This window comes from Halorubrum sp. SP3 (assembly GCF_005435195.1).
Taxonomy (GTDB): domain Archaea; phylum Halobacteriota; class Halobacteria; order Halobacteriales; family Haloferacaceae; genus Halorubrum; species Halorubrum sodomense.
In genome coordinates this window covers 20,409-40,407 of the sequence record NZ_SGTU01000021.1, presented here as the reverse complement: position 1 = coordinate 40,407, position 19,999 = coordinate 20,409, and the positions used below count along the sequence as shown (strand labels likewise).

The following is a 19,999-nucleotide window of genomic DNA, read 5'->3' as shown; positions in this document are numbered from 1 at the left end:
ACGGACCGCACGTCCGTGGGCTGTTTTCATACACAGAGCAACCGCACCCGACCGCTAGGCTTAAACGCTCGACAGCGGTAGGTGCGATTGGCGCCAAGGTGGCAGAGTCCGGTCAGACGCAGCGGCCTGCAGAGCCGCCCAACGCCGGTTCAAATCCGGCCCTTGGCTTTCAATTTTCTTCGGGACTCGGCAGTCGTGATCGGTCCCATGAACTGACCCGCTTAGTAACCGTTAAACACTGGGTGACCCATGCGTGAACCATGCAACGACGCGCTGTGGCCGTGTTCGTCGCGCTGTTCCTCGCCATCGCGGGTGTGGCGGGCGCGCTGACCGCGACGGCCGATAGTCCGGAGATAGCGCTCGAGAACCCGGAGATCGATGTCTCTCAAGGAGATTCGATCGAAGTTGGGGGAGAGTCGTACACGGTAACCGATATCTCGGAGACGCAGGAAGGCGGCGGCGGGCACGGCGGTGCGGCGACGACGGTGATTTCGGGGACACTCGAACGCGAGTACACCGCCGAGATGTCCGAGACGTGGGCGAACGGGTCGACGGTCGCCGTGGGCGACCGCAACTGGCGCGTCGAGATCCCCGGGGGGAACGCCACCGAGTTCACCCTCGTTGAGGTGCTCGACCGGCAGGCGATCCTCGAAGCCGACGACGCGGCCGAGAATCAGACGGTGACCCTCGACGACGGCGAGTACGTCGCGGTGACTGACGGTTCCGGTGAGCGGACGCTGGTGCCCGTCGACGAGTACTTCCGCGAGCCCGAGGAACGCTCGTACGCGACGGGCGAGACGCTCGAATACAACGGACAGACGGTCACCGTCGACGAGGTGACGGCCGACGGCGCCGTTCTCGTGTGGCAGGCGACCCAGACGGAGACGATCGACGTCGCTCAGGAGTCGGTCGTGACGCTCGGCGACACGGACTACATCGCGCACTTCCCCGACGCGTCGACGCTTCGGATGTCGACGGACATCGAGGCGTACGAGGCGCAAGTCGCCGAGATGGATCGGTTCAACCAGTACAACAGCGGTCTTTCACGCGTACTCGTCCTCTCGCTGCTGTCCTCGGTACTGCTCGCGGGGATGGCGTTTATCCCGTCGCGGTACTGATTTCCGGTCGGCCCGGGTCGTTGTTCGGGTTAATTTCCTGAAATTTCACCGACTGCGACCGCTGGACGAGGACCGGAAGCGCGCGATCCGGTGGTTCGTCGGCTGCTGGCGCGCGGGGCACGGCGACGAAGCGTGCCGAACGCTCGCGCCGATAACATCGGTGTCAGCCGGTCACGGTCCTGTCCCTCTCGATTTTATACGGCTCGGTCGCCTTCGGATCGGTATGAGCGACGAGAATCGGGCTCCGGTCACGTCGGAGCTTCCGGACGCACCGTTCCACACCAGCGGGACCGACCACATTACGGTTTGGGGGAGCAACGAGGAGGACACGCTCGCCTTTTACCGCGACCTGCTCGGGATGCCGCTCGTGTTGCGGCAGCCGAACCTCGACGACCCCTCGCAGACGCACCTCTTCTTCGACACCGGCGACGGCCGGATACTCACGGTGTTCGTGAGCGACGAGCGGGCGTCCGCTCGCGGCCAGCGCGTCAACACGGGGGCGGTCCACCACCTGTGTTTCAGCGTCGAACCCGACGAGTACGAGGAGATCATGGCGGCCCTCGAGGAGGCCGGGAAGGGGTACAACGTGTTCGACCGGGGTATCTTCCACTCGATTTACACTCAGGACAACAACGGGCTCGTCATCGAGCTGTCGGCCGACAAGTACGAGATTCCCGACGACCGTAAGGGCGAAGTGCTCGCGACCGCGCAGCGCCTCCGCGAGGAGGACGGCGCCGACTTCGCCCAGGACCGCCACATGGAGGGGGCCCTCGAGGAGCTCGGACTCCCCGTGAACAAACACGACCTGCCGGACGCCGACGCCGGCGTGGGGGTCTGAGATGGCCGACCGCTCTCCGGGACCGCACGCGGGGGACGACCCCCACGGCGACGAACCGCTGGTCACGGCCGGAACGTCGCTCGACGACGCGGACGCGGCGCTCGTGCTCGTCCACGGCCGCGGCGCGACCGCTCGCAGCGTCGTCGACCTGGGCGAGCAGTTGGTCGGCGACCGCGAGGTCGCGATCCTCGCACCCGCGGCGGCCGGCAACACCTGGTACCCGAACTCTTTCCTCGCCCCGGTCGCGGACAACGAGCCCGGTCGGAGCTCCGGGCTCCGGGCGGTCGGATCGGCGGTCGATCGCGCGGTCGACGCCGGGATCGCCCGCGACGGCGTCCTCGTCGGCGGCTTCTCGCAGGGTGCGTGTCTCGCGAGCGAGTTCGTCGCCCGCAACCCGACCCGCTACGGCGGGCTCGCCGTCTTCAGCGGCGGCCTGATCGGTGAGACGGTCGACGTCGACGACTACCTCGCGGGCGCGGTCGAATCCGGCGAGGGCGGGCCGGCGGACGGCGACGAGGGCCCGCTCGCCGGCACGCCCGCGTTCGTCGGCTGTAGCGACGTCGACCCGCACATTCCCGAGGAGCGAGTCCACGAGACGACAGCGGTGTTGGAGGCGCTCGGCGCCGACGTGGACGAGCGGATCTACGAGGGGATGGGCCACGGGATCAACGAAGACGAGGTCGCGGCGGTGTCGGAGCTGGTCGCGTCGCTGTCGTAGGCTCTCCTTCCGCGGTTCGGCTGTCCGCCCACCGAGGCCGTCACGGCGCTACGGCAATCGACAGGCCCAGCGCCGCCAGCGCCCCGACGAACAGCGCACCCCCGAGCGCCGTCAGCGCGGCCGAGATGCCCCCCGTCACCGTCGCGAGCGACGCCGGGAGGCCGACGGCGAGGACGAAAAGCGTCACCGCGACGATCCCCGTCGCCATCGGGTCGACGCGCCGGACACGAGACCGGAGCCCTGAGACGGTCTCTCGCCGGGCGGCGCCGCGAGCGGTGTCGCCGTCGCTTCGGCCTCGCTCCGTGCGGGTACTGCCCGCGTCCGCACCGTTGCCCTCGACCGGTCCCGGCCGTCGACCGGTGACGATCCGCCAGCGGCCGTTCTCGCTGCGCGCGCGGGCGAACTCCCCGGCGACGAGGTCGGCAGCGGCCGGGGGATAGCCGAGCCCGCGGACCAGCGCGAGGAAGTCGCTCTCGTCGTATCGCCCCGCGGTCGGCCACCGGTACCGGTCGTGTCGCCGCTCGCCGGTCGGGAGGGCGTACGCGACCAGGACGACATCGCCGTCGCGTTCCCAGTCGATCAGCTGAACCCGGACGGTGCCGTCCCCGACGGCGTGCCGGTCTAACAGGTACAGCTCCGTCGCGTCGTCGAGGGCCGCGGGGTCGCGGTCCGCGAAGGCGAGCGGCGTCCCTTCCGGGAGGGTCTCCGCGCGTTCGGTCTCGCGCTCGCCTCCCTCCGTCTCCGGAGCGTCCATGCCCGAGGTTGTCGCTCCACGGCTATAAGTGTCGGTCCGGACCGCCGAGGCGGCCGAATCCGTCGGCGGTTTCGCGCCTCACGCCAGCCAGTCGTCGGGCTTGGTGTCGTAGTCGACCTCGTCGGCGGCGATGCGCTCTTCGATCGCCTTGTTGAGGTCGTGTTCGGTCACCTCGCCGCCGTCGTACTGGAACCGCACGCCGACCTCGGTGCCCTCGGGCTCCTCGCCGCGGCGCTTCGCGCGCCGGACGGCTCCGTCGTCGTACTCGACGCGGATCGTCGCCAGGTTCACCGGCCGGCCCCACAGCTCGAAGACGCGCTTCAGCGTCGCCGTTGCGCGCTCTTCGTCGAGCGCGACCCCGTTGTACCGGTGGCCTAAGAGCAGCTCGCCCCGGTTCCGGAAGTTCCCGTCCAGCACGACGATCGTCGGCTTCCCGAAGTTCGTGAACCGGAGGAGCAGCTTCTTCCGCACGTCGTCGGCGTCGACGCTGGCGACGCGGTGCTCCTCGGCGGCTCGGCTGTACTCGTAGGTGAAGTAGTTCCCCTCCCGGACGAACTCGTCGGTGAGGAACGCGTCGACGAACGTCACGTCGTTGTGGCTCTCGCGCACCTCGAACATGCGCTCCCAGCCGGCCGCGCGGTCGACGTCGTCGATCGCCGCCGCGACCGTCTCGTACCGGTCGACGTCGAACAGGTACCGCGCCTGCTCTTCGAGCGCCTCCCGGGAGACGTTCCGGAGCGCGCCGCGGTGCTCCGGCCGCGAGAGGACGTAGTGGCGTTCGGCGAGCCCCTCGCGCGTGAGCAGCTTCCACGGGTACCGCTCGACGTCGATCTCGTCCCCACCGTCGCTCGGGGCGTCGCCGCCGGACTCGTTCCGGACGGACAGCGCCCGGTCGACCGCCTCGGCGTCGACGCGCGGATCGCCCGCGGCGGCGAGGTCGGCGAGCTCGTCGAGCGTCGCCGGCCCGGCGCCCGCGATCGCCGGGTCCGGTTCGAGCAGGTCCGCGACCTCGTCGAGGTCGACCCGCGAGTGGAAGTTCTCCGGCGTCACCCCCTCGACGCGGAGCAGCTTGTCGAGCACCTCCCGGCGCGCCGCCCGCAGCTCCACGTGCGTCCACAGCTCGAAGCCGAGCTTGTAGGGGTTGAGTCCGGACGAGCCGAGCACCCGCGACATGTGGTCGGCGTACGTGAGGAACTCGTCGGGGCCGGCGAACCCCTCGCCGCCCATCATGATCGACTCCCAGTAGGTCGCCCACCCCTCGTTCATCACCTTCGTCTGCTTCTGCCCGGCGAAGTAGTACGCCTCCTCGCGGATCGCGTCGATGACGGTCGTCTCCCACGGCTCGCGGTCGACCGCCTTCCCGCTCTCCGGGTCGTACCGCTTCCCGTGATCGCGTAGGAACGCGAGCACGTCCGGGCGCGGTTCCTCCGGCTCGATCCCCTCGCCCCTCGATTCGAGCCACTCGTCGTCGAACACGTCGCGGCGCACCTCCTCGGAGAGGTCGAGGTCGTCGATCCGCGCTTCGATCGCCGCGAGCGGGTCCTCGTCGCCGTCGCTCACGTCCGCGGCGACCCCCGGCTCCTCGACCGACCGGGCGGCGTCGACCGGGCTGTGCTGGTCGATCGTGTCCTCTAACGCGGTCACGGCGTCGATCAGGCGCTCCACCTCGTCGCGATCGACCTCGGCCCGCCTCGCGATCGCCGCGATCCGGTCGGCGTTGCGCTCCAGTCGCGCCGCCGCGTTCGGGCCGTCCTCCCCGCGGTCGGCGTACAGCCCGAACCACTCGTTGTTCGCGAAGAAGTCCGCGTGCGCCTCGACGTGAGTGATGACGGCCTTCTGGTCGGCGGCCGAGTTCGACTCTTGGAGGAACGCGTGCGCCGGGTCGTCGTTGTTGACGATCTCGAACGCCTTCCCGAGCCCGTGGCGGTCCAACTTCGACTGCCGCTCGTAGTTCATCCCCCACCGCCAGTGCGGGTAGCGCCGCTGGAACCCGCCGTAGGCGATCAGCTCGTTCATCTGGTCGTGGTCAACCACCCAGTACCGCACGGGGTACGGCTCCAGCCCGAGCCGCTCCGCGAGCTCGCGGGCCTCGCGGGCCGGCTCGTCGAGCGCCTCCGCCTCGCGTTTCGCCTCGATCCGGTCGTCCCTCATCGGCTCCCACCTCCGTCGGTCCGGCGGGCGGCCCCGCCGGCGTCCGCCCCCTCGGCCGACTCGGTGCTGAGTATCTCGTAGATGGCGTCCGTGACGTCGTCCGGCTCGGTGACGCGCGCGACCGCCACGTCGTCGGCGTCGCCGAACGCCTCCTCGACCTCGTCGGCGTGGCGGGCGTTCGCCGCGCCGTCGCCGGGCTGGGTCTCGACGTACGCCTGGAGGTTGGCGTCGATAGACTCCATCGTCGGGATCACGTTGTTCGTCGTGTCGCTGCCGGCGTTCTCGGAGTCGCCCGCGGCGAACACGTACCGGTTCCACTCCGAGTACGGGTACTCCTCGAGGATCTCCTCGGCGAGGTCGTACGCGCTGGAGATACGGGTGCCCCCGCCCGACTGGACCCCGAAGAACTCCTCGCGGTCGACCTCCCACGCCTCCGCGTCGTGGACGACGTACCGGAACTCGGCGGCGTCGTACTTCCCAGTCAGGTACCAGTCCATCGGGGTGAACACGCGCTCGACGAGCTCGCGTTTCGTCTCGCGCATCGAGCCGGAGGCGTCGCGGACGTTGATCACGACGACGTTGCGCTCGCGCTTCTCGATCACCTCCGGGTGGCGGAACCGCTCGTCCTCCCGGCGGAACGGGACGCTCTCGAGCCCCTCCCGGCGGATACGGTGGGTGACGGGCTCGCGGTCGAGTTCGGCGTCGAGCGCGTCGAAGCTCTCCCAGCGGTCGAGCGCCGCGACCGGCTCGCCCCGCTCGTCTTCGAGGGTCGCGGCCGCGTCGGCGATCCACGCCCGCGAGACGGGGATCCCCTTCCCGCGCGCCCACGCGAAGACGTCGTCGACGTCGGCGCCGTCGACGAACAGCCCCTCCCGGACGTACGCCTCGTCGAAGTCGGTCGCGAGGTGGCGCTTCAGCCCGCGCTTGAAGAACTCGTCGACGTCGAGGGTGCCCCGCGGCCCCGCGCGGGCGGTGTCGGTGAAGTCGCCCTCCACCTCCTCGACGACCCGCTTGCCCTTCGGTTCGAGGTCGAGCCCGAGCGCCTCGTCGAGCTCGCGGGCGAACTCCTCGGGGTCCATCTCGTAGTACTCGTGGTCGCCGCCCTCCTCGCCCGGGTCGCCCGCTTCGTCGCCGTCGTCCGGTTCGGGCTCGACCGGCTGACCGGGCTGCGGCTGCCCGTCGCCGCCCTGCCCCACCCCGCCGGCGGCGCGCTGGTCGTACTCGAACGCGGGGAGGTCGACGACCTTGATCGGGATCCGGATCCGCTCGGCGTCGGAGCCGCCGAGGTCGCCGCGGCTGATGAACTCCGCGAGGTCCTCGCGGCGGCTCTCGCCCACCTCGCGGAACCGCTCGCGGTCCTCGGTCAGTCCCACGGGTCACCACCCCCGTTCCGGTCGGCGCCGCCGTTCGGTGCCTCGTCGCCGGCGCGGCCGGCGTCGACGTCGGGCCACTCCTCGCGTACGTCCTCCATCACGGCGCGGCTCGTCAGCTCCGCGGACGCGCGGCTGTACCCGCGCTCGCACAGGCGGGCTATCGTCTCCGCCTTCACCCGTTCCGTCTCGGTGTCGGCTGGCGGGTCGGGCCACGCGGCGGGGTCGAGGTCGGGGAACCGGCGCTTCACGTCGGCGAGGTCGTTCGCGTCGATCACCGCCTCCAGCTCGGGCACCTCCCCGAGGTCGACCTCGTCGACGCTGAACTCCTCGCCGCGGTTGCGCCACGCGTACCGCGTGAGCCCGCGGATCACCCGCTCGCGCCGGAAGCGCTCGACGTCGCGGGTCGGGTCGGTCCCGCGGTAGTCGCGCTCGTCGAACCGCCCGAGCGTCTCCGTCTCGAACACCTTCATCGCGAGCGGGTCCGGCGCCTCGTCTTCGCGGTCGCGCTCAGTCGGGTCGTCCTCGTCCCACGCGTACACGTGCTCGACGTACTCCGCGACCGTCTCCGTCGGGACGGTCTCCTCGGCCAGCACCGCGTCGATCACGTCCTCGCGCTGCCGCTCGCGGATCCGCTCCGCGACCGGTCCGCGCCGCCCCTCGAACTCCGCGGCCTCGGCCCGCGAGAAGAGGGGCGCGTCGGCCAGCCCGTCCGCCATCGCGTCGAGCACGTCGGTCGGGGTGACGACGCGCTCGACGGGGAGGTCGGGGTGGCTCCGGTCGGCGGTCGTCGCGAGCAGGTCGGCGACCGCGTCGCGGGCGTAGGTGACCGGGATCCCGTTGCGTCCGTCCCCCGCGGCGAGGTCGACGTCGTCGACGGTCACCGCGTCGTCGCCGCGCCGGACCTCGCCGGTCTCGTACAGCTCCGCGGTCTCGACCAGGTCGAGGTCGCCGGGGAGGTCGTCCCCGTCGAGCCGCGTGACGACCGCGTACAGCGCCGCGGCCCCGACCGCGTGCGGCGCGAGCTCGCGCTCGACGAGGCTCCCGTCGGACTCCCGGACCTCGATCGACAGCGGCGCGGCGCCCGGGCCCCGGGCGTCGTCGTCCGCGTCGCTCCCGCGGTCGCCGCCGGCTCCGTCGGCGTCCTCCTCGACCGCGGTGGCCCCGGCGATCTCCCGGCGGAGCAGCCGCGCCTCCAACCGGCGGTTCGTGAGGTAGCGGAACTCGTGTTTCGAGAGCCGGCGCTTCAGCGCCTTCAGCGGGTCGGCGTCGCCGCGCTCGGCGTGCCGGTCTAGCTCCGCGTCGAGGTCGGGGTTCGAGATGACGATCAGCTGGGTGTCCACGTCCATCCCGATCCCCTTGTCGAGCTTCACGCGCCGCTCGTCGGGGACGTTGAGCAGCCGCCGGAGCAGGTCGGCGTGTTGGCTCGCGTCCTCGACGACGGTGGCGACGCCGTTCCCCTGCGAGAGCACGCCGTCGTAGCTGAACGCCTGCGGGTTCTTCCGGCCGCGCGAGTCGAGCTCGCGGAGCATGCCGCCCATCCACGAGCCGACGAGCCGCTCCTTCGGCGTCCCGTCGTCCTCGGCGTGGAGGACGCCGATCCCCTGGCCGACGTCGACCACGTAACTCGTCACCCGGAGGTGGTCCCGGTCGGTGATCGCCGAGAAGAGGTCGCGGCGCCCGCGCTCGCGGTAGGCCGACTCCAGGTGGTCGTACGCCTCGCGGCTGAACGGGTCGAGCTCCACGTCGGCGGCGATCGGGTACGCGTCGCCGTCGACCGCGTCGGCGATCGACTCCCGGACCGCCTCGGGGAACACCGACAGCGGATGCGACTGGACCGGGCTGCGGTACCACTCTCCGGCGTCCCCGCCGTCGCCGTACGAGAGCGACGCCGGCGCGGCGCCGCCCCCGCCGACGCCGCCCCCGGCGCCCGCGACGTTCCACTCGACGGTGTACCGCCGGCCGGCGTCGGTCTTCGAGAACGCCCGGAGGCCGTTGACCAGGCACCGCTTGAACTCCGACTTCCCGGTCGCGGTCGGCCCGTCGATCCACACTATCGTCTCGTCGCCGCCCCGCCCGGTCGCGGCCGCGCGCAGGTCGTCGACGAACGCGTTGAGCGCGCGGGTGTTGCCGAGGACGGCGTGTTCGCCGTCGTTCGCCGGGTCGTCGAAGAAGCGGTACCGGTCGAGCGTCTCGCCCCGCTCGCGGACCTCGCGGGTCCCGAACGACTCGACGGCGGCGAGGACGTACCCCGCGCCGGAGGCGGCCGCGGTCGGGTGCTCTAACACGCGATCGACGTAGGCGGCGAGGCTCATCGGCGGGTCGTACGCCCCCCTGAGCGCCTCGTCGGCCGCGTCGAGGAACCCATCGCCGTCGGATCGGGTGCGGTCGTTCATCTCAGTCCTCGCCGTCCTCTATCTCCGAGCGCGCGACCGCCGCGCCCGCGTACTCCAACACCTCGGCGGCGCCGTCCTCGGAGTAGCCGCGGTCGACCAACGCCGAGACCCACGCGCTCCGGTCCTCGTCGTCGAGGTCGGTCGCGGACACCAGCGCCGAGAAGTTGATGTTGTGTTTCTTGTCCTCCCAGAGCTTTCGCTCCAGGGCGCGCCGGAGCCGGTCGTTCTCCTGGGGGTCGAAGCCGCGTCCCTCGCGGGCGCGCCGCGAGATCCAGTTCGACACCTCCTGTCGGAAGTCGTCCTTGCGGTCGGAGGGGATGTCGAGCTGCTCTTCGACCGCGCGCAGGAACGTCTCGTCCGGCTCGGTCTCCCTCCCGGTCAGCTCGTCGTCGACGGTGTCGTCGTCGATGTACGCCATCACGTGGTCCATGTACTTCTCGCCCTGTCGGCGGAGCTCGTCCACGTCGTACGCCAACGCGTGGCGCACGTCCTCGATGGCGCGCTCGCGGTACTCCTCGCGGACGCGGTCGAGGAGGCGCTCGTAGCGGTCGAGGTCCTCGGCGGCGATCGATCCGTGGCCTCCGAGGTTCGCCTCGAAGTGATCGAAGACGGACAACGGCGAGAGGTACCCCCGCTCGCGGTGGGTGGCGTCCATGATCGCCTCGGCTATCTCGTCGCCGACGAACCGCGCGGAGATGCCGTCCATCCCCTCGCCGACGTCGGCGGACTCGGCGGCGTCCTCGCGGAGCTTCCGTCGGTCGATCTCCTCGTCTTCCAGCTCGCCGTTGTACGCCTTCGCCTTCTCCACGAGCGTCACCGTCTCGTCGGTCGGCTCCTCTAAGCGAGTGAGCACGCCGAAGAGGCCCGCCATCTCCAGGGCGTGCGGCTCGACGTGGACGTTCGGTACGTCCGCGTTCGCGAGCATCTTCTCGTAGATCTTCGCCTCCGCCTCGTACTCCAACACGTACGGGTAGTCGATCCGCTTGGTGCGGTCGTTGAACGCCTCCATCTTCTCGTCGCCGGTCTTCTCGCGATACTCCGGCATGTTCGTCCGCCCGACGATCACCTGGTCGATGTCGATCCGCGGGTTGTTCTTCGGCTTGATCGTCGACTCCTGGGAGGCGTGGAGGAAGTCGTAGAGGAACTCCCGCTGGAGCTTCAACAGCTCCTCGCCGGAGAAGAGGCCGCGGTTCGCGTTGCAGAACGCGCCGGCGTAGTCGAACGCCCGCGGGTCGGACTCGCCGTAGACGGCGAGCTTCGCGTAGTTGACGTCGCCGGTGAGCTCGGTCTCGTCCTGGTTCTTCTTGTCCTTCGGCTCGAACGTCTCGATGCACTCGCGGCGGTTCTCGTCTGCGATGAGCCGGACGACCTCGACGTGCTCGTCGAGCACGCGCTCCAAGTCGTCGTCGTAGTGCGCGAGCAGCTCGTTCAGGTAGAACTCCGATGCCGGGTCGGGGTGCTGGTCGTTCCGGAGCGTGTAGGGGGCGTCGAGCCGCTCGTTGAGGTCGTCGATCACCGCCTGCCGCTGCGGCTTCGGGAGGAGGACGAGCGGGTCCTGGCTCATCGGCGAGCGGACGGCGTCGTCGTCCGGGTCCTGGTCGTCGATCACCGAACAGAGGTCGACCCAGCGGAAGGTGTACATCCGGCCGGCGTCCTCGCGGGTGTACGCCTCGAAGTAGCGGCGCACGAGCCAGTCGAAGTGTGACTTGCCGGAGCCGACCGGACCGAGCAGGAGCTTGATCCGCTTCTCGGGGCCGAGCCCGCGGGCCCCGGACTTCACCTTGTTGACGAACTCGTGGATCGCCTCGTGGACCTCGCGGCCGTAGAAGACGTTCTCGCCGTCGTGGAGCGGGTCCTCCGCGGCGAGCGCGTACTCGACGACGCCGCGCTCCTCGTCGTAGTGGGTCCCGTAGTGGTCGAACATGTCCGCGACGCGCTGGTGCGCGTTCCGCGCGATCTCGGGGTCGTCGTACAGCGCGTCGAGGTACCAGTCGAACGAGCGCGCCGCTCTGAGGTCGTCGGGGACCGCCGTCCGGTACTCCTCGCTGAGCCGTTCGAGCGTGTGTCGGTCTGCCATCGTATCACGTTCGCTCGGAGGGGGTGGCGACGTCGCCGGCGCCCGTCGCGACGGTCAGAGCCGCCGCTCTCCGTGCGCGTGTCAACAGCTCGTCGAGCCGCGAGCGGCGCATCGTCGGAGTGCGCGTCGGTGCCTGTGGTCGCCTCGCCCGTATCCGAGGCTATATATGTGCCGGGGATTGCCACGGATAAGCGTGTCGCCAGTTGACACGCGTCACGGACGGGCGGCGCCGTCGCCCTCACCGGATCCGCCCGGTTCGCTGACGGTCCGTCGGCCGGTCTTATGACTGCCCCGTGAGATCCACGGCGCGGGGCGGCCCGCGACCCCCGCGGATCGCTCGCGCGCGCCGACCGCGGTGCGCGCCGTCGGGGCCGTACATCGCCCGGACGGCGCGCCGTCCGGTCTCCCCGTCGGAGAACCGGAAAGCTCGCCCCCGGAACCCACCCTTTTGCCCGACGCCCGCCCAGTGCGCGTGTGACGTTCAGCATCTGCGTTCGCGAGCGGTACACCGACGAGGGCGGCGACGACCAGATCCGGTTCGGCGTTGCGGTGACCACTCGACTGCCGGGCGTCGGGACGCTCTGTCCGTTCGCCTCCTCGGACGGCGCGGTGGCGACCCAGTCGCTCGTCAACGTCGAGTTGGGGCGGAAGGGGATCGAGTATCTCGACGACGGCCTCGCGGTCGACGACGCGCTGGAGGCCCTCCTCAACGCCGACGAGGGGAGCGCCCAGCGCCAGCTTCACGGCGTCGACGCCGACGGGACGTTCGCGTTCTCCGGCGACGAGTGTAACGACTGGTACGGCCACCGGGAGGGACAGAACTACACCGTCGCGGGCAACCTCCTGACGGGCGAGGACGTGATCGCAGACACCGCGGCCGCCTACGAGTCCGACGCCCACGGCGACGCGCCGCTCGCCGAGCGGCTGATCGACGCGCTCGCGGCCGGGCACGCGGCGGGCGGCGACAAGCGCGAGGACCTCGAGGTCCAGTCCGCGGCGCTGCTCGTGCGGAACACCGAGGAGGAGGCCGACGACCCGTACTATGACGACCTCCGGGTCGACGCGAGCGAGACGCCGGTGGCCGACCTCCGCGAGACGTACGAGACCGCGAAGCGCGGCTACGAGACGATTTTGGAGAAGTACGCGGAGGAGGAAGACGAGGCGGAGACCGACGACGAGGCGGACGACACCGACGCCGACGCCGGCGACGCGGGAGCGAGCGACGGCGAGTAGCGTTCCCTCGCTACACCGACAGCCGCGCGAGGATCGGCAGGTGGTCGGACGGGTACCGGCCGCGGTCGTCCCGGTCCGCGAGGGTCGCGAACGCCTCGACCGACACCCCGGGCGAGACCAGGGCGTGATCGATCCGCCGGTCGTCGATGAGGCGGGCGAAGTCGGTGAGGCTCGTCCCCGGGCCGTGTCGGAGGTCGGCGGCGGCCGCGGCGTCGCGGAGCGAGAGGCCGTCGTCGGCAGTCGGGTTTCCGGGAGCGTCGTCGTCGTCGGCTCCGGAGTCGTCGCCGACGAGGATTCGGTGCGGATCCGACCCCGGCGTACAGTTGAGGTCGCCCACGAGGACGATCGGGGTCGACCCGTCGGCCTCGTCGTTTCCGGCGGTCGCCGCTCCCGGAATCCGATCGCGAAGCAGCCGGGCGGACTCGCGTCGCGCGCGGGCGCTCACGTGGTCGAAGTGCGTGTTGACGACGCGGAGCGCGGCGTCGCCGTCGACGGCGCGCACCCGGGCCCACGTCGCGATCCGGGGGTAGGCGGCGTCCCAGCCGGTCGAGGGCTCGTCGGGCGTCTCGGAGAGCCAGAACGTGTCGCCCTCGACGACCTCCCAGCGCTCGCTCCGGACCGCGATCGGGCACCCCTCGCCCTCGCCGCCGGCCTCGCGGCCGCGTCCGGCGAACTCGTACGCCGGGAGCCGCTCGCGGAGGTCCTCGCGCTGCTCGGGGAGCGGCTCCTGGAACGCGGCGACGTCGGGGCGGTGGAACCGGACGAGTCGCCCGACGGCGTCCCGGCGGTCGTGCCAGGCGTCGTGGTGGTCGCCGCGGTTGGCGTAGCGGACGTTGTAGCTTAACACCCGGATCCCGGTCATTACGTCGGAAATCGCGGGCGAGGCGATTAAAAGACGCGGAGCGATCGCGCGTTCGCTCGCGTCGTGGTCGGTGGGTCTGATGCCGATTATTTATAAGCGGGTGCGTGCGGATCGGCAGCGAACACCGCCGAATCCCCAGTTGGGAGGCGATACGTGACCAATACCGTTCCCGAGAACCGCCCCTTCGAGTCCCGCCCCGCACGGCACCTCACGCCTCCCCAGCCTCGTTGGGCGCGTCCTTCGGGCTCCCTTCGGTCGCCCTCGTCGCGCCCGACTCCCTCGCGCGTGCTGTCTCGCGGCCTTCGCTTCGCTCCGGCCGCTCGCAGGCACGCAGGGAGGCGCGACGCGCCTCTTACAGCCGGCGGCAGAGCCGCCGGCGACGCCACCGCAGTTCTATTTACAAATAGCGTCGTCGCCGGCACCGCTCGCGCTCACACCGAGAACTCGTAGAGGTCGTCGCCGACGTGGTGAATCGAATCGACGACCTTCCCGCTGTCGCCGGCCATCTCGTCGCCGTCGACCAGCGCGCGACCGACGGCCAGCACCTTGCCGTGCGTCTCCTCGGCGACGACGACCAGCTCGCCCTCGCGGATCTCCGGATCGGCCTCGACGATACCGGGACGCATCACGTCGGCCCCGTCCGAGACGAACGAGATTGCGCCCGCGTCGACGGTGACGACGCCCGCCTCCGGGTCGAAGTCGTTCGCGCCGCGGACCGTGAGAAACGGCTCGTCGTCGTCGACGTAGAAGACGGCGGGGTCGCCGTCGACCAAGACGAGCTCGTAGCCGGCGTCGACGAACTCCACGAACTCGAAGGTGTCCCCGTCGATGTCGACCCCGAGGTGGTCGGCGACCGCCTCGCGGATCGCCGTGATCTCGTCGCTCCGGAGGTGGTGCCGGGATTTCACTTCCATGCCCGTCCCGTCGACCGCTCGGCCGATAAATGGACCGCTCCGCGGCGTCCCCCGTCCGCCGGCCCCCGCCGTCCGGGCTCCCACGCGGTTGGACCGATCAAAACGGCCTTATGCCACCTCTCCATATCGGTTCGTATGCTCAACCCGCTCATTGCGAACGTCGCGAACCCGCCCGCGATCGTTCTCGGGGCGATTGCGACGCTGCTCATCGTCCTCGTCACCTCGGTGAAGGGAACGGGCTGGGAACCCACGACCGACATTTCAGAGGACGTGCTCGAACACCGAGCGTCCGCCGTTCCGGAGACCGAGTTCCCCGAACCGGGCAACCGCGCGGTCGGCGGCGGCGGCGGGGGCGGCGGCGCCATCCCGGCCGGCGGTGCCGAGGGCGAGGAGGGCGAGCTCGAAGAGGGCGGCACCGCCGGCTCCGGCCCGGGCGACATCCCCGAAGACGAGGTGGAGTACTTCGAGGTCGAGTTCGTCAAGCAGGGCGAGACGGTCGAGCTCTCGAACGACCAGCCCATCCTCGAACAGGGCGAAGACGAGGGGTGGGACCTCCCGTACGCCTGCCGCCAGGGCCAGTGCGTCTCCTGTGCCGGTCAGATCACGGACGGGCCGAGCGAGGACTTCGTCGAGCACGACAACCAGCAGATGCTCGAGGAGGCCGAGATCGACGACGGCTACACGCTCACCTGCGTCGCCTACCCGCGCGACTCCTTCAGCATCGAGACCGGCGAGGCGCCGTAGTCCTCCCGCTTTCGCCGCCTCGTCTCGTTTTCCCGTCGCGTTCGCTCGCGACACCCTTTTTCGCGTCTCGCTCCAACCGCTCGTATGTCCGTCACCACGACGCTCGTCGCCGGCGGCGGGGGCGTCGCCGTCGCGCTGATCGCCGCGGCCGTCTACCGCGACGCGGTCCGCGTCGGCGTCGACCTCGGCTCCCCGGCGACCTGGGCCGCGCTCGTCGTCCTCACCGGCGGCGCGAGCCTCGTCACGCTGGTCCTCGTCCCCGACGCGCCGCTGCCCGGCGTCCTCGTGTTGACCGCGCTCGGCCCGCTGCTGTACCTGCTCGAACGCGACGACTCGATGAACGGCGACGACGCGGCCGACCCGACCCGGCTCCCGAGCCAGTCCGGCGACTCCGCCGACCGGAGCGACGAGCCGGAGCGGTAGTCGCTCGACGACGGCGACGGAGCCGCGGCCCTCGCGGGCTCGTTCCGTCTCATCGACGATGACACAATTCCTTTCGATCTGTTTTACCGCTCCTAAACCGCAACTTTCCATACCGTCGGCGACGAAGGACGGGCAATGAGCGACGAGAGCGACGAGAGCCTCGCGGACCGGGTCGAGCGGTGGATGGTCGGACAGATGCCGATCATCCAGATGCACGGCGGCACGAGCGTCGTGCGCGAGGCGGACCCCGAGACCGGCGAGGTCGTCGTCGAACTCGGCGGCACCTGCTCCGGGTGCGGCATCTCGAACATCACCGCCGACAACATCCGCCGCGACCTCATCATGGACTTCGAGGAGGTCGACAACGTCACCGTGCGAACCGCCTCCTCCGGTGACAACGGCGCCTCGACCGTCGAGGGCGGCCGCGGCGGCGAGCTGAAACACGAGACCGAGTCCGCGAACCACTTCTGAATCGGGCGGGCCGGAGGGCGTCCGTCGCTTCTCTTCTCTCTACAGCGGCGTGAACGGCAGCGACGCGAGCGAGTTCGGCCCGTAGTCGAGCGCGTCGGACTGCGAGACGCCCTCGGGCGTGATCATGTCGATCACGCGTGGTGCGTTGTCGGCCGCGCCCTCCTTGGCGCCGCCGAAGACGAACTCACCGGGCTCGCCGACCTGTACGTCGCGGAACGAGCCGAAGCTCTCCGAGCCGACAACCGGAAGAACCTCCCAGTCGGAGATGTCGGTGCCCCCGACCGACTCCTTCGGTACCGAGAGAACGGCGAGGTTCGTATCCAGTTCGACGAACGTTTCCGGCGATCCGAGGTTGGTCCCGCTCGCGTTGACAACTCCCCCGCCGAAGCCGCTTGCTCTAACGCGGTACTGCCACGGCTCGGCGAACTCGGCGGTGACGTTCAGGTCGCCGATTTCGGTCGTACGCCCGGTGTCGGTTTCCGGGTCGCGTAGATAGACCACGAAGTAGTGCGGGGAGAACTCCCCGCCGAACGCATCGTACAGGCTCTCCACCTCGAACGCGAACCGCCAGCTGTCGTCCGTCTCGAAGACCGTGAACGTACGCAGGTCGAACGCCCCCTCCTCCTCCCGGAACGCGCCATTCGTCGGGTATGTGTACCCTCCGGGACCGTTGTCATCACCCTGCGGGTCGGTAAACTCGGAGACAGATTCTCCGATGACACCCGTGACAGTCGCCGAGGCGAGCTTTCGACCGGTGTCGGGTTCGCGGACGACGACGTCGAAGTCATCGCGCCGAGTGATCCGGAAGCCGAGGTCGACGGTCTCGTTCGTCGCGTTCGGCGGGAGCCGAACGTTGTCGACCGCTGCGAACTCGCCGTCCACGAAGATCTCGACGGTCGTCCCGCCGACGAAGCCGGCGTCGTTGGAACCGGTTGCCGAAATAAACGATTCGCCGAGGGCCGCCCGCTCGTCGATCGTTACTGAGAACTCCTGCTCCGGCCGTTCGTACTCCGGCAAGCGATTGATCTCGCGGCCCCGCGCCGGCCGGAGTTTGACCGCGGTCCCGCCGCTCGGCGCGAGCGACGCGAGTAGCGTCGTGCTCGGCGTGACGACCGCCTCGTCGATGCGGACGCCGGTCGGGTCGCGGTCGACACCGGTGCCGACCGCGTCCGAGTAGATCTCAGCGACGTACTTCGGGCCGTTTCGGCCGTTGCCGCGGCCGTTTCCGTTTCCACGGCCGTTGCCGCGGCCCTTGCCCCGCCCCTTTCCGCGTCCGGGCGCGTCGCCGGAGTTCCCGGGTGCGTTCCCCGAGTTGCCGGGCGCGAGGAAGTCGAGCGGCACGTCGACCGCGCGGCCGTCGCCGTTCGTCATGGCGCCGACGTACCACTCGTCGCCGTGCCGGCGGGCGATCGCGAGGTAGTCGCCGATCGCGGCGCCGACCACGCGCGTCTCGTCCCAGCCGGCCGCCGGGACCGACTCGATGAAGGCGAACTCGGGCTCGGCGTCGAAGTTCTCGCTGTCGGGCTCGTACCCCTCGTACTCGGCCGGGACCGGCGACGGCTCGCCGGACTCGGTGACGGCGACGGTGTTGAGGTTGAAGCCGCCGACGTCGCCGGTGAAGCCGCTCTCGCCCTGCGCGTAGTCGAGCTCGATCGCGATTTCGTTGTCGCCCGCGTCGAGTTCGACCGGCGTCGTGAACACCTGCCAGTCGTCCCAGTAGTCGGTGAAGTCGGGCTCGATCGTTCCGGTCTCGTCGTTGACGCGCAGCGTCGCCCGCGGCGTGCCGGCGTTTTTCACCCGCTGTGCGTTCTCCTCCGCGTCGCTCGCGTACCGGAGGTGGAGGTCGTACGTCCCGGCGCTCGGCACGTCCTCGACCGTGAACGACACCGACGACCCGCTCGGCGCGCGGTTGGGATCGACCGCGACGTAGTTGGTCCCGAACGCGTCCCGCCAGCTGTCGCTGGTGACCAGCCCGTCGAGCTCGCCGGCGGCGGCCTGGAGCGCCTCACCGACCGCGAACGTCTCGTCGACGTACCCCTCGATCCGGTCGGCCGCCATCTGGAGGCCGCTGAGGTACGTCGGGTACATCGCGAGCTGCTTCGCGCGCGTCGTCTGGATCTGGTCGCCGCGGTCGTCGTTGAAGGTGATGTCGAAGATCCCCGGCTGGAAGCTCACCGGGCCCGCGAGGTTTCGCGTGAACGGCAGCGTGACGTGGTGGTCGCGGCCGACGTTGGAGCCGAGCTGGCCGAACCCGTCGTACTCCTGCGCCTTCACCACCTCGCGGTTCGCCACGTTCGGGTAGGTGCGGATCTCGCCGGTCGGCTTGATCCCCTCGTGGATCTCTAAGAGCTGCCGGTCCGCCGCGGCGTTCCGGATCACCAGGCGATGGTGGTTCACCGCGAGTTGGTTGTGCTGGTTGTGGGTCGGCTCGGAGCCGTCACCGTCGATGCCGAGTCCCCGGTCGGAGACGTACCCGTTCTTGATCGAGTTGATCCCCTCGGCCTCGTACCCCGCGAACACGTCCTCGTCGAGGATCGCGGACTCGTACTGCGGGAGGTTCCCCGCGGTCTCGTTGTGGATCGTCATCTCGACGGGGTCCGGCAGCGACGCGCCGAAGTCGGTCACCTCGGGCACGTCGAAGTCGGGGTAGGAGTCGTCGACGCCGAACTCGAAGCCGGAGCCGTCCCCGGGATAGGTGCTCCAGCCCTGGTTCCACCCCTCGACGAGCACGCTGTCGAGCCCGTTCTCGCTCGCGAACCGCATGTATCGCTTCATCCGCTCGGTCCGAGCGCCGTGGATGTAGGCCGCGGGGTCGCCGTCGTCGGCCCGGACCTCGTCGTCGGTCTTGTACTCCCAGTTCGCCTGGCCGGCGATCATCGTCCACCAGATGCCGACGTACTTGCGGGGCTCGATCCAGTCGGTGTCGGGCTCGCCACCGACCGTCGGCAGCGCGTCCTCGTCGAGCGAGTCGGAGAGCAGCGGCACGAGCTGCGACTCGATCAGTTCGCCCGGGCGCTCGACGACCTGGACCGTCCGCCACGGCGTCGCCGCCGGGAGTTCGAGGGAGGCCCTCGTGCCGTCCGGCAGCGGCGTGAGCTCGGTCGCGAACGCCGTCCCGCCGTCGTCGCTCCGCGGCGCCAGCGTCGCGGCCGCGTAGTCGTCGAGGTTCGCCTCGTGAACGCTCAGGTACGCGTCGCCCGCGTCCACGGTAAGCGGCGTGTGCGCCCCGCTGCGCATCTCGGTGCCGTTCGGCCGTCGCGGCTCGCTTCCGGCGGGAATCTCCGACAGCGGCGTCTCGGCGTACTCCTGTTCGAACCGCGGGTTCGTCACCGCGTTTCCGATCCACCAGGCGTCGTAGTCGTCCGCGAAGTCGACGCCGGTGTTCTCCGAGGCGACCACCGCCCGCTCCGAGTTGCTCGCGAACCCCTCTCCGAGGACCGTCCGGAACCCGATACCGTCGTCGAAGACGCGGAGCTGAAGGGTCGCGCTCCGGGACCCGTCCGCGCTGTCCGCCCCGGAGCCGCCGGATCCGCTCTCCGCGGCGTCCGCGAGACCGACGCTCAGGGCGTTGTACTCCGCCGACACCGACTCGTAGGCGCCCCACACCGGGTCCCACTCCTCGGTCGTCGACTCGCGCTCGGTGCCCGTGACGGCCACCGGACCGTCCGACCCCCCGGCGCTTGCGCCGAACGCCGCCTGATTTTTGAAGTCGAATCCGATCGTCGACGGCCCGACGTACGTCGTCCCGCCGCGCGCGACTTCGTAGGTCGGCACCCCGTCCCTGACGTCGACCGTGACCGCGATCGATCCGTCGGGCGACGCCACCGTCTGGACCGGGTCGTCCGCGTCGTTGGCTATCTGCGCGGCGTCGTCGGCCGCGACGCTCCCCGAGTACGCGGCCGCGGCCACCAGCGCCCCCACGCTTCCGAG

15 protein-coding genes and 1 tRNA gene are annotated in these 19,999 nt (G+C 70.3%); 8 read left to right on the top strand and 8 right to left on the bottom strand.

Going from position 1 to position 19,999, the window contains the following annotated elements; all coding sequences use genetic code 11:
• The first annotated feature begins 92 nt into the window (after window positions 1–92).
• The 4 genes from EXE42_RS13765 (at window position 93) to EXE42_RS13750 (ending at window position 2,674) form a co-directional block, all read left to right on the top strand.
• Window positions 93–168: transfer RNA gene (locus EXE42_RS13765), tRNA-Cys, on the top strand.
• 107 nt (window positions 169–275) lie between these two features.
• Window positions 276–1,118, top strand: a complete 843-nt coding sequence (locus EXE42_RS13760) for a hypothetical protein (RefSeq protein ID WP_092921299.1) — start codon at window positions 276–278, stop codon at window positions 1,116–1,118.
• Window positions 1,119–1,341: 223 nt separating this feature from the next.
• Window positions 1,342–1,956, top strand: a complete 615-nt coding sequence (locus EXE42_RS13755) for a VOC family protein (RefSeq protein ID WP_137693647.1) — start codon at window positions 1,342–1,344, stop codon at window positions 1,954–1,956.
• Between the two features lies 1 nt (window position 1,957).
• Entirely contained in the window at window positions 1,958–2,674 is a 717-nt protein-coding gene (locus EXE42_RS13750; RefSeq protein WP_137693648.1) for an alpha/beta hydrolase, read from the top strand.
• Window positions 2,675–2,714: 40 nt separating this feature from the next.
• Here the strand turns inward: EXE42_RS13750 and EXE42_RS13745 are convergent, their stop codons facing one another.
• From EXE42_RS13745 to EXE42_RS13725, 5 genes are all read right to left on the bottom strand, one after another.
• Window positions 2,715–3,428 carry a hypothetical protein gene (locus tag EXE42_RS13745; RefSeq protein WP_092920506.1) on the bottom strand — a complete coding sequence of 238 codons (714 nt, stop codon included), beginning with the start codon at window positions 3,426–3,428 and terminating at the stop codon, window positions 2,715–2,717.
• A 78-nt stretch (window positions 3,429–3,506) separates the two neighbouring features.
• Window positions 3,507–5,579, bottom strand: coding sequence for a SpoVR family protein (locus EXE42_RS13740; protein ID WP_137706731.1), 2,073 nt, complete (start codon window positions 5,577–5,579; stop codon window positions 3,507–3,509).
• Window positions 5,576–6,952 (bottom strand): DUF444 family protein, encoded by a 1,377-nt coding sequence (locus EXE42_RS13735; protein ID WP_092920508.1) that lies wholly within the window; start codon window positions 6,950–6,952, stop codon window positions 5,576–5,578. The genes EXE42_RS13740 and EXE42_RS13735 overlap by 4 nt, the downstream gene beginning before the upstream one ends.
• A complete protein-coding gene (locus EXE42_RS13730) occupies window positions 6,943–9,345 on the bottom strand; it encodes a kinase anchor protein (RefSeq protein WP_137706730.1) in 2,403 nt (800 codons plus the stop codon). The genes EXE42_RS13735 and EXE42_RS13730 overlap by 10 nt, the downstream gene beginning before the upstream one ends.
• A 1-nt stretch (window position 9,346) precedes the next feature.
• Entirely contained in the window at window positions 9,347–11,422 is a 2,076-nt protein-coding gene (locus EXE42_RS13725; protein WP_092920510.1) for a PrkA family serine protein kinase, read from the bottom strand.
• Between the two features lie 474 nt (window positions 11,423–11,896).
• Here EXE42_RS13725 and EXE42_RS13720 point away from each other — a divergent pair, with 474 nt between their 5' ends.
• Window positions 11,897–12,655 carry a DUF1028 domain-containing protein gene (locus EXE42_RS13720; protein ID WP_092920511.1) on the top strand — a complete coding sequence of 253 codons (759 nt, stop codon included), beginning with the start codon at window positions 11,897–11,899 and terminating at the stop codon, window positions 12,653–12,655.
• Between the two features lie 10 nt (window positions 12,656–12,665).
• On the opposite strand, the gene EXE42_RS13715 is transcribed toward EXE42_RS13720, so the two are convergent.
• Together EXE42_RS13715 and EXE42_RS13710 are read right to left on the bottom strand one after the other, a co-directional pair.
• The gene (locus tag EXE42_RS13715) at window positions 12,666–13,517 is read right to left on the bottom strand and encodes an endonuclease/exonuclease/phosphatase family protein (protein WP_092920512.1); all 852 of its coding nucleotides are present in this window, start codon (window positions 13,515–13,517) and stop codon (window positions 12,666–12,668) included.
• 431 nt (window positions 13,518–13,948) lie between these two features.
• Window positions 13,949–14,431, bottom strand: a complete 483-nt coding sequence (locus EXE42_RS13710; protein WP_092920513.1) for an RNA-binding protein — start codon at window positions 14,429–14,431, stop codon at window positions 13,949–13,951.
• 135 nt (window positions 14,432–14,566) lie between these two features.
• On the opposite strand from EXE42_RS13710, the gene EXE42_RS13705 reads away from it, so the two are divergent.
• From EXE42_RS13705 to EXE42_RS13695, 3 genes are all read left to right on the top strand, one after another.
• Entirely contained in the window at window positions 14,567–15,175 is a 609-nt protein-coding gene (locus tag EXE42_RS13705; RefSeq protein WP_092920514.1) for a 2Fe-2S iron-sulfur cluster-binding protein, read from the top strand.
• Between the two features lie 84 nt (window positions 15,176–15,259).
• Window positions 15,260–15,598, top strand: a complete 339-nt coding sequence (locus EXE42_RS13700) for a hypothetical protein (RefSeq protein WP_137706729.1) — start codon at window positions 15,260–15,262, stop codon at window positions 15,596–15,598.
• Between the two features lie 135 nt (window positions 15,599–15,733).
• Window positions 15,734–16,069, top strand: a complete 336-nt coding sequence (locus EXE42_RS13695) for a NifU family protein (RefSeq protein ID WP_092920516.1) — start codon at window positions 15,734–15,736, stop codon at window positions 16,067–16,069.
• A 39-nt stretch (window positions 16,070–16,108) separates the two neighbouring features.
• Here the strand turns inward: EXE42_RS13695 and EXE42_RS13690 are convergent, their stop codons facing one another.
• Complete coding sequence (locus tag EXE42_RS13690) at window positions 16,109–19,990, bottom strand: glycoside hydrolase family 97 catalytic domain-containing protein (RefSeq protein WP_137706732.1); 3,882 nt, start codon at window positions 19,988–19,990, stop codon at window positions 16,109–16,111.
• Window positions 19,991–19,999 lie beyond the last annotated feature (9 nt).

Excerpts from the sequence above, each read along its gene's own strand:
- EXE42_RS13740 (WP_137706731.1), bottom strand. The coding sequence starts at position 5,579 with ATGAGGGACGACCGGATCGAGGCGAAACGCGAGGCGGAGGCGCTCGAC.
- EXE42_RS13715 (WP_092920512.1), bottom strand. The coding sequence starts at position 13,517 with ATGACCGGGATCCGGGTGTTAAGCTACAACGTCCGCTACGCCAACCGC.
- EXE42_RS13700 (WP_137706729.1), top strand. The coding sequence starts at position 15,260 with ATGTCCGTCACCACGACGCTCGTCGCCGGCGGCGGGGGCGTCGCCGTC.
- EXE42_RS13745 (WP_092920506.1), bottom strand. The coding sequence starts at position 3,428 with ATGGACGCTCCGGAGACGGAGGGAGGCGAGCGCGAGACCGAACGCGCG.
- EXE42_RS13755 (WP_137693647.1), top strand. The coding sequence starts at position 1,342 with ATGAGCGACGAGAATCGGGCTCCGGTCACGTCGGAGCTTCCGGACGCA.
- EXE42_RS13710 (WP_092920513.1), bottom strand. The coding sequence starts at position 14,431 with ATGGAAGTGAAATCCCGGCACCACCTCCGGAGCGACGAGATCACGGCG.
- EXE42_RS13725 (WP_092920510.1), bottom strand. The coding sequence starts at position 11,422 with ATGGCAGACCGACACACGCTCGAACGGCTCAGCGAGGAGTACCGGACG.
- EXE42_RS13695 (WP_092920516.1), top strand. The coding sequence starts at position 15,734 with ATGAGCGACGAGAGCGACGAGAGCCTCGCGGACCGGGTCGAGCGGTGG.
- EXE42_RS13705 (WP_092920514.1), top strand. The coding sequence starts at position 14,567 with ATGCTCAACCCGCTCATTGCGAACGTCGCGAACCCGCCCGCGATCGTT.
- EXE42_RS13750 (WP_137693648.1), top strand. The coding sequence starts at position 1,958 with ATGGCCGACCGCTCTCCGGGACCGCACGCGGGGGACGACCCCCACGGC.
- EXE42_RS13730 (WP_137706730.1), bottom strand. The coding sequence starts at position 9,345 with ATGAACGACCGCACCCGATCCGACGGCGATGGGTTCCTCGACGCGGCC.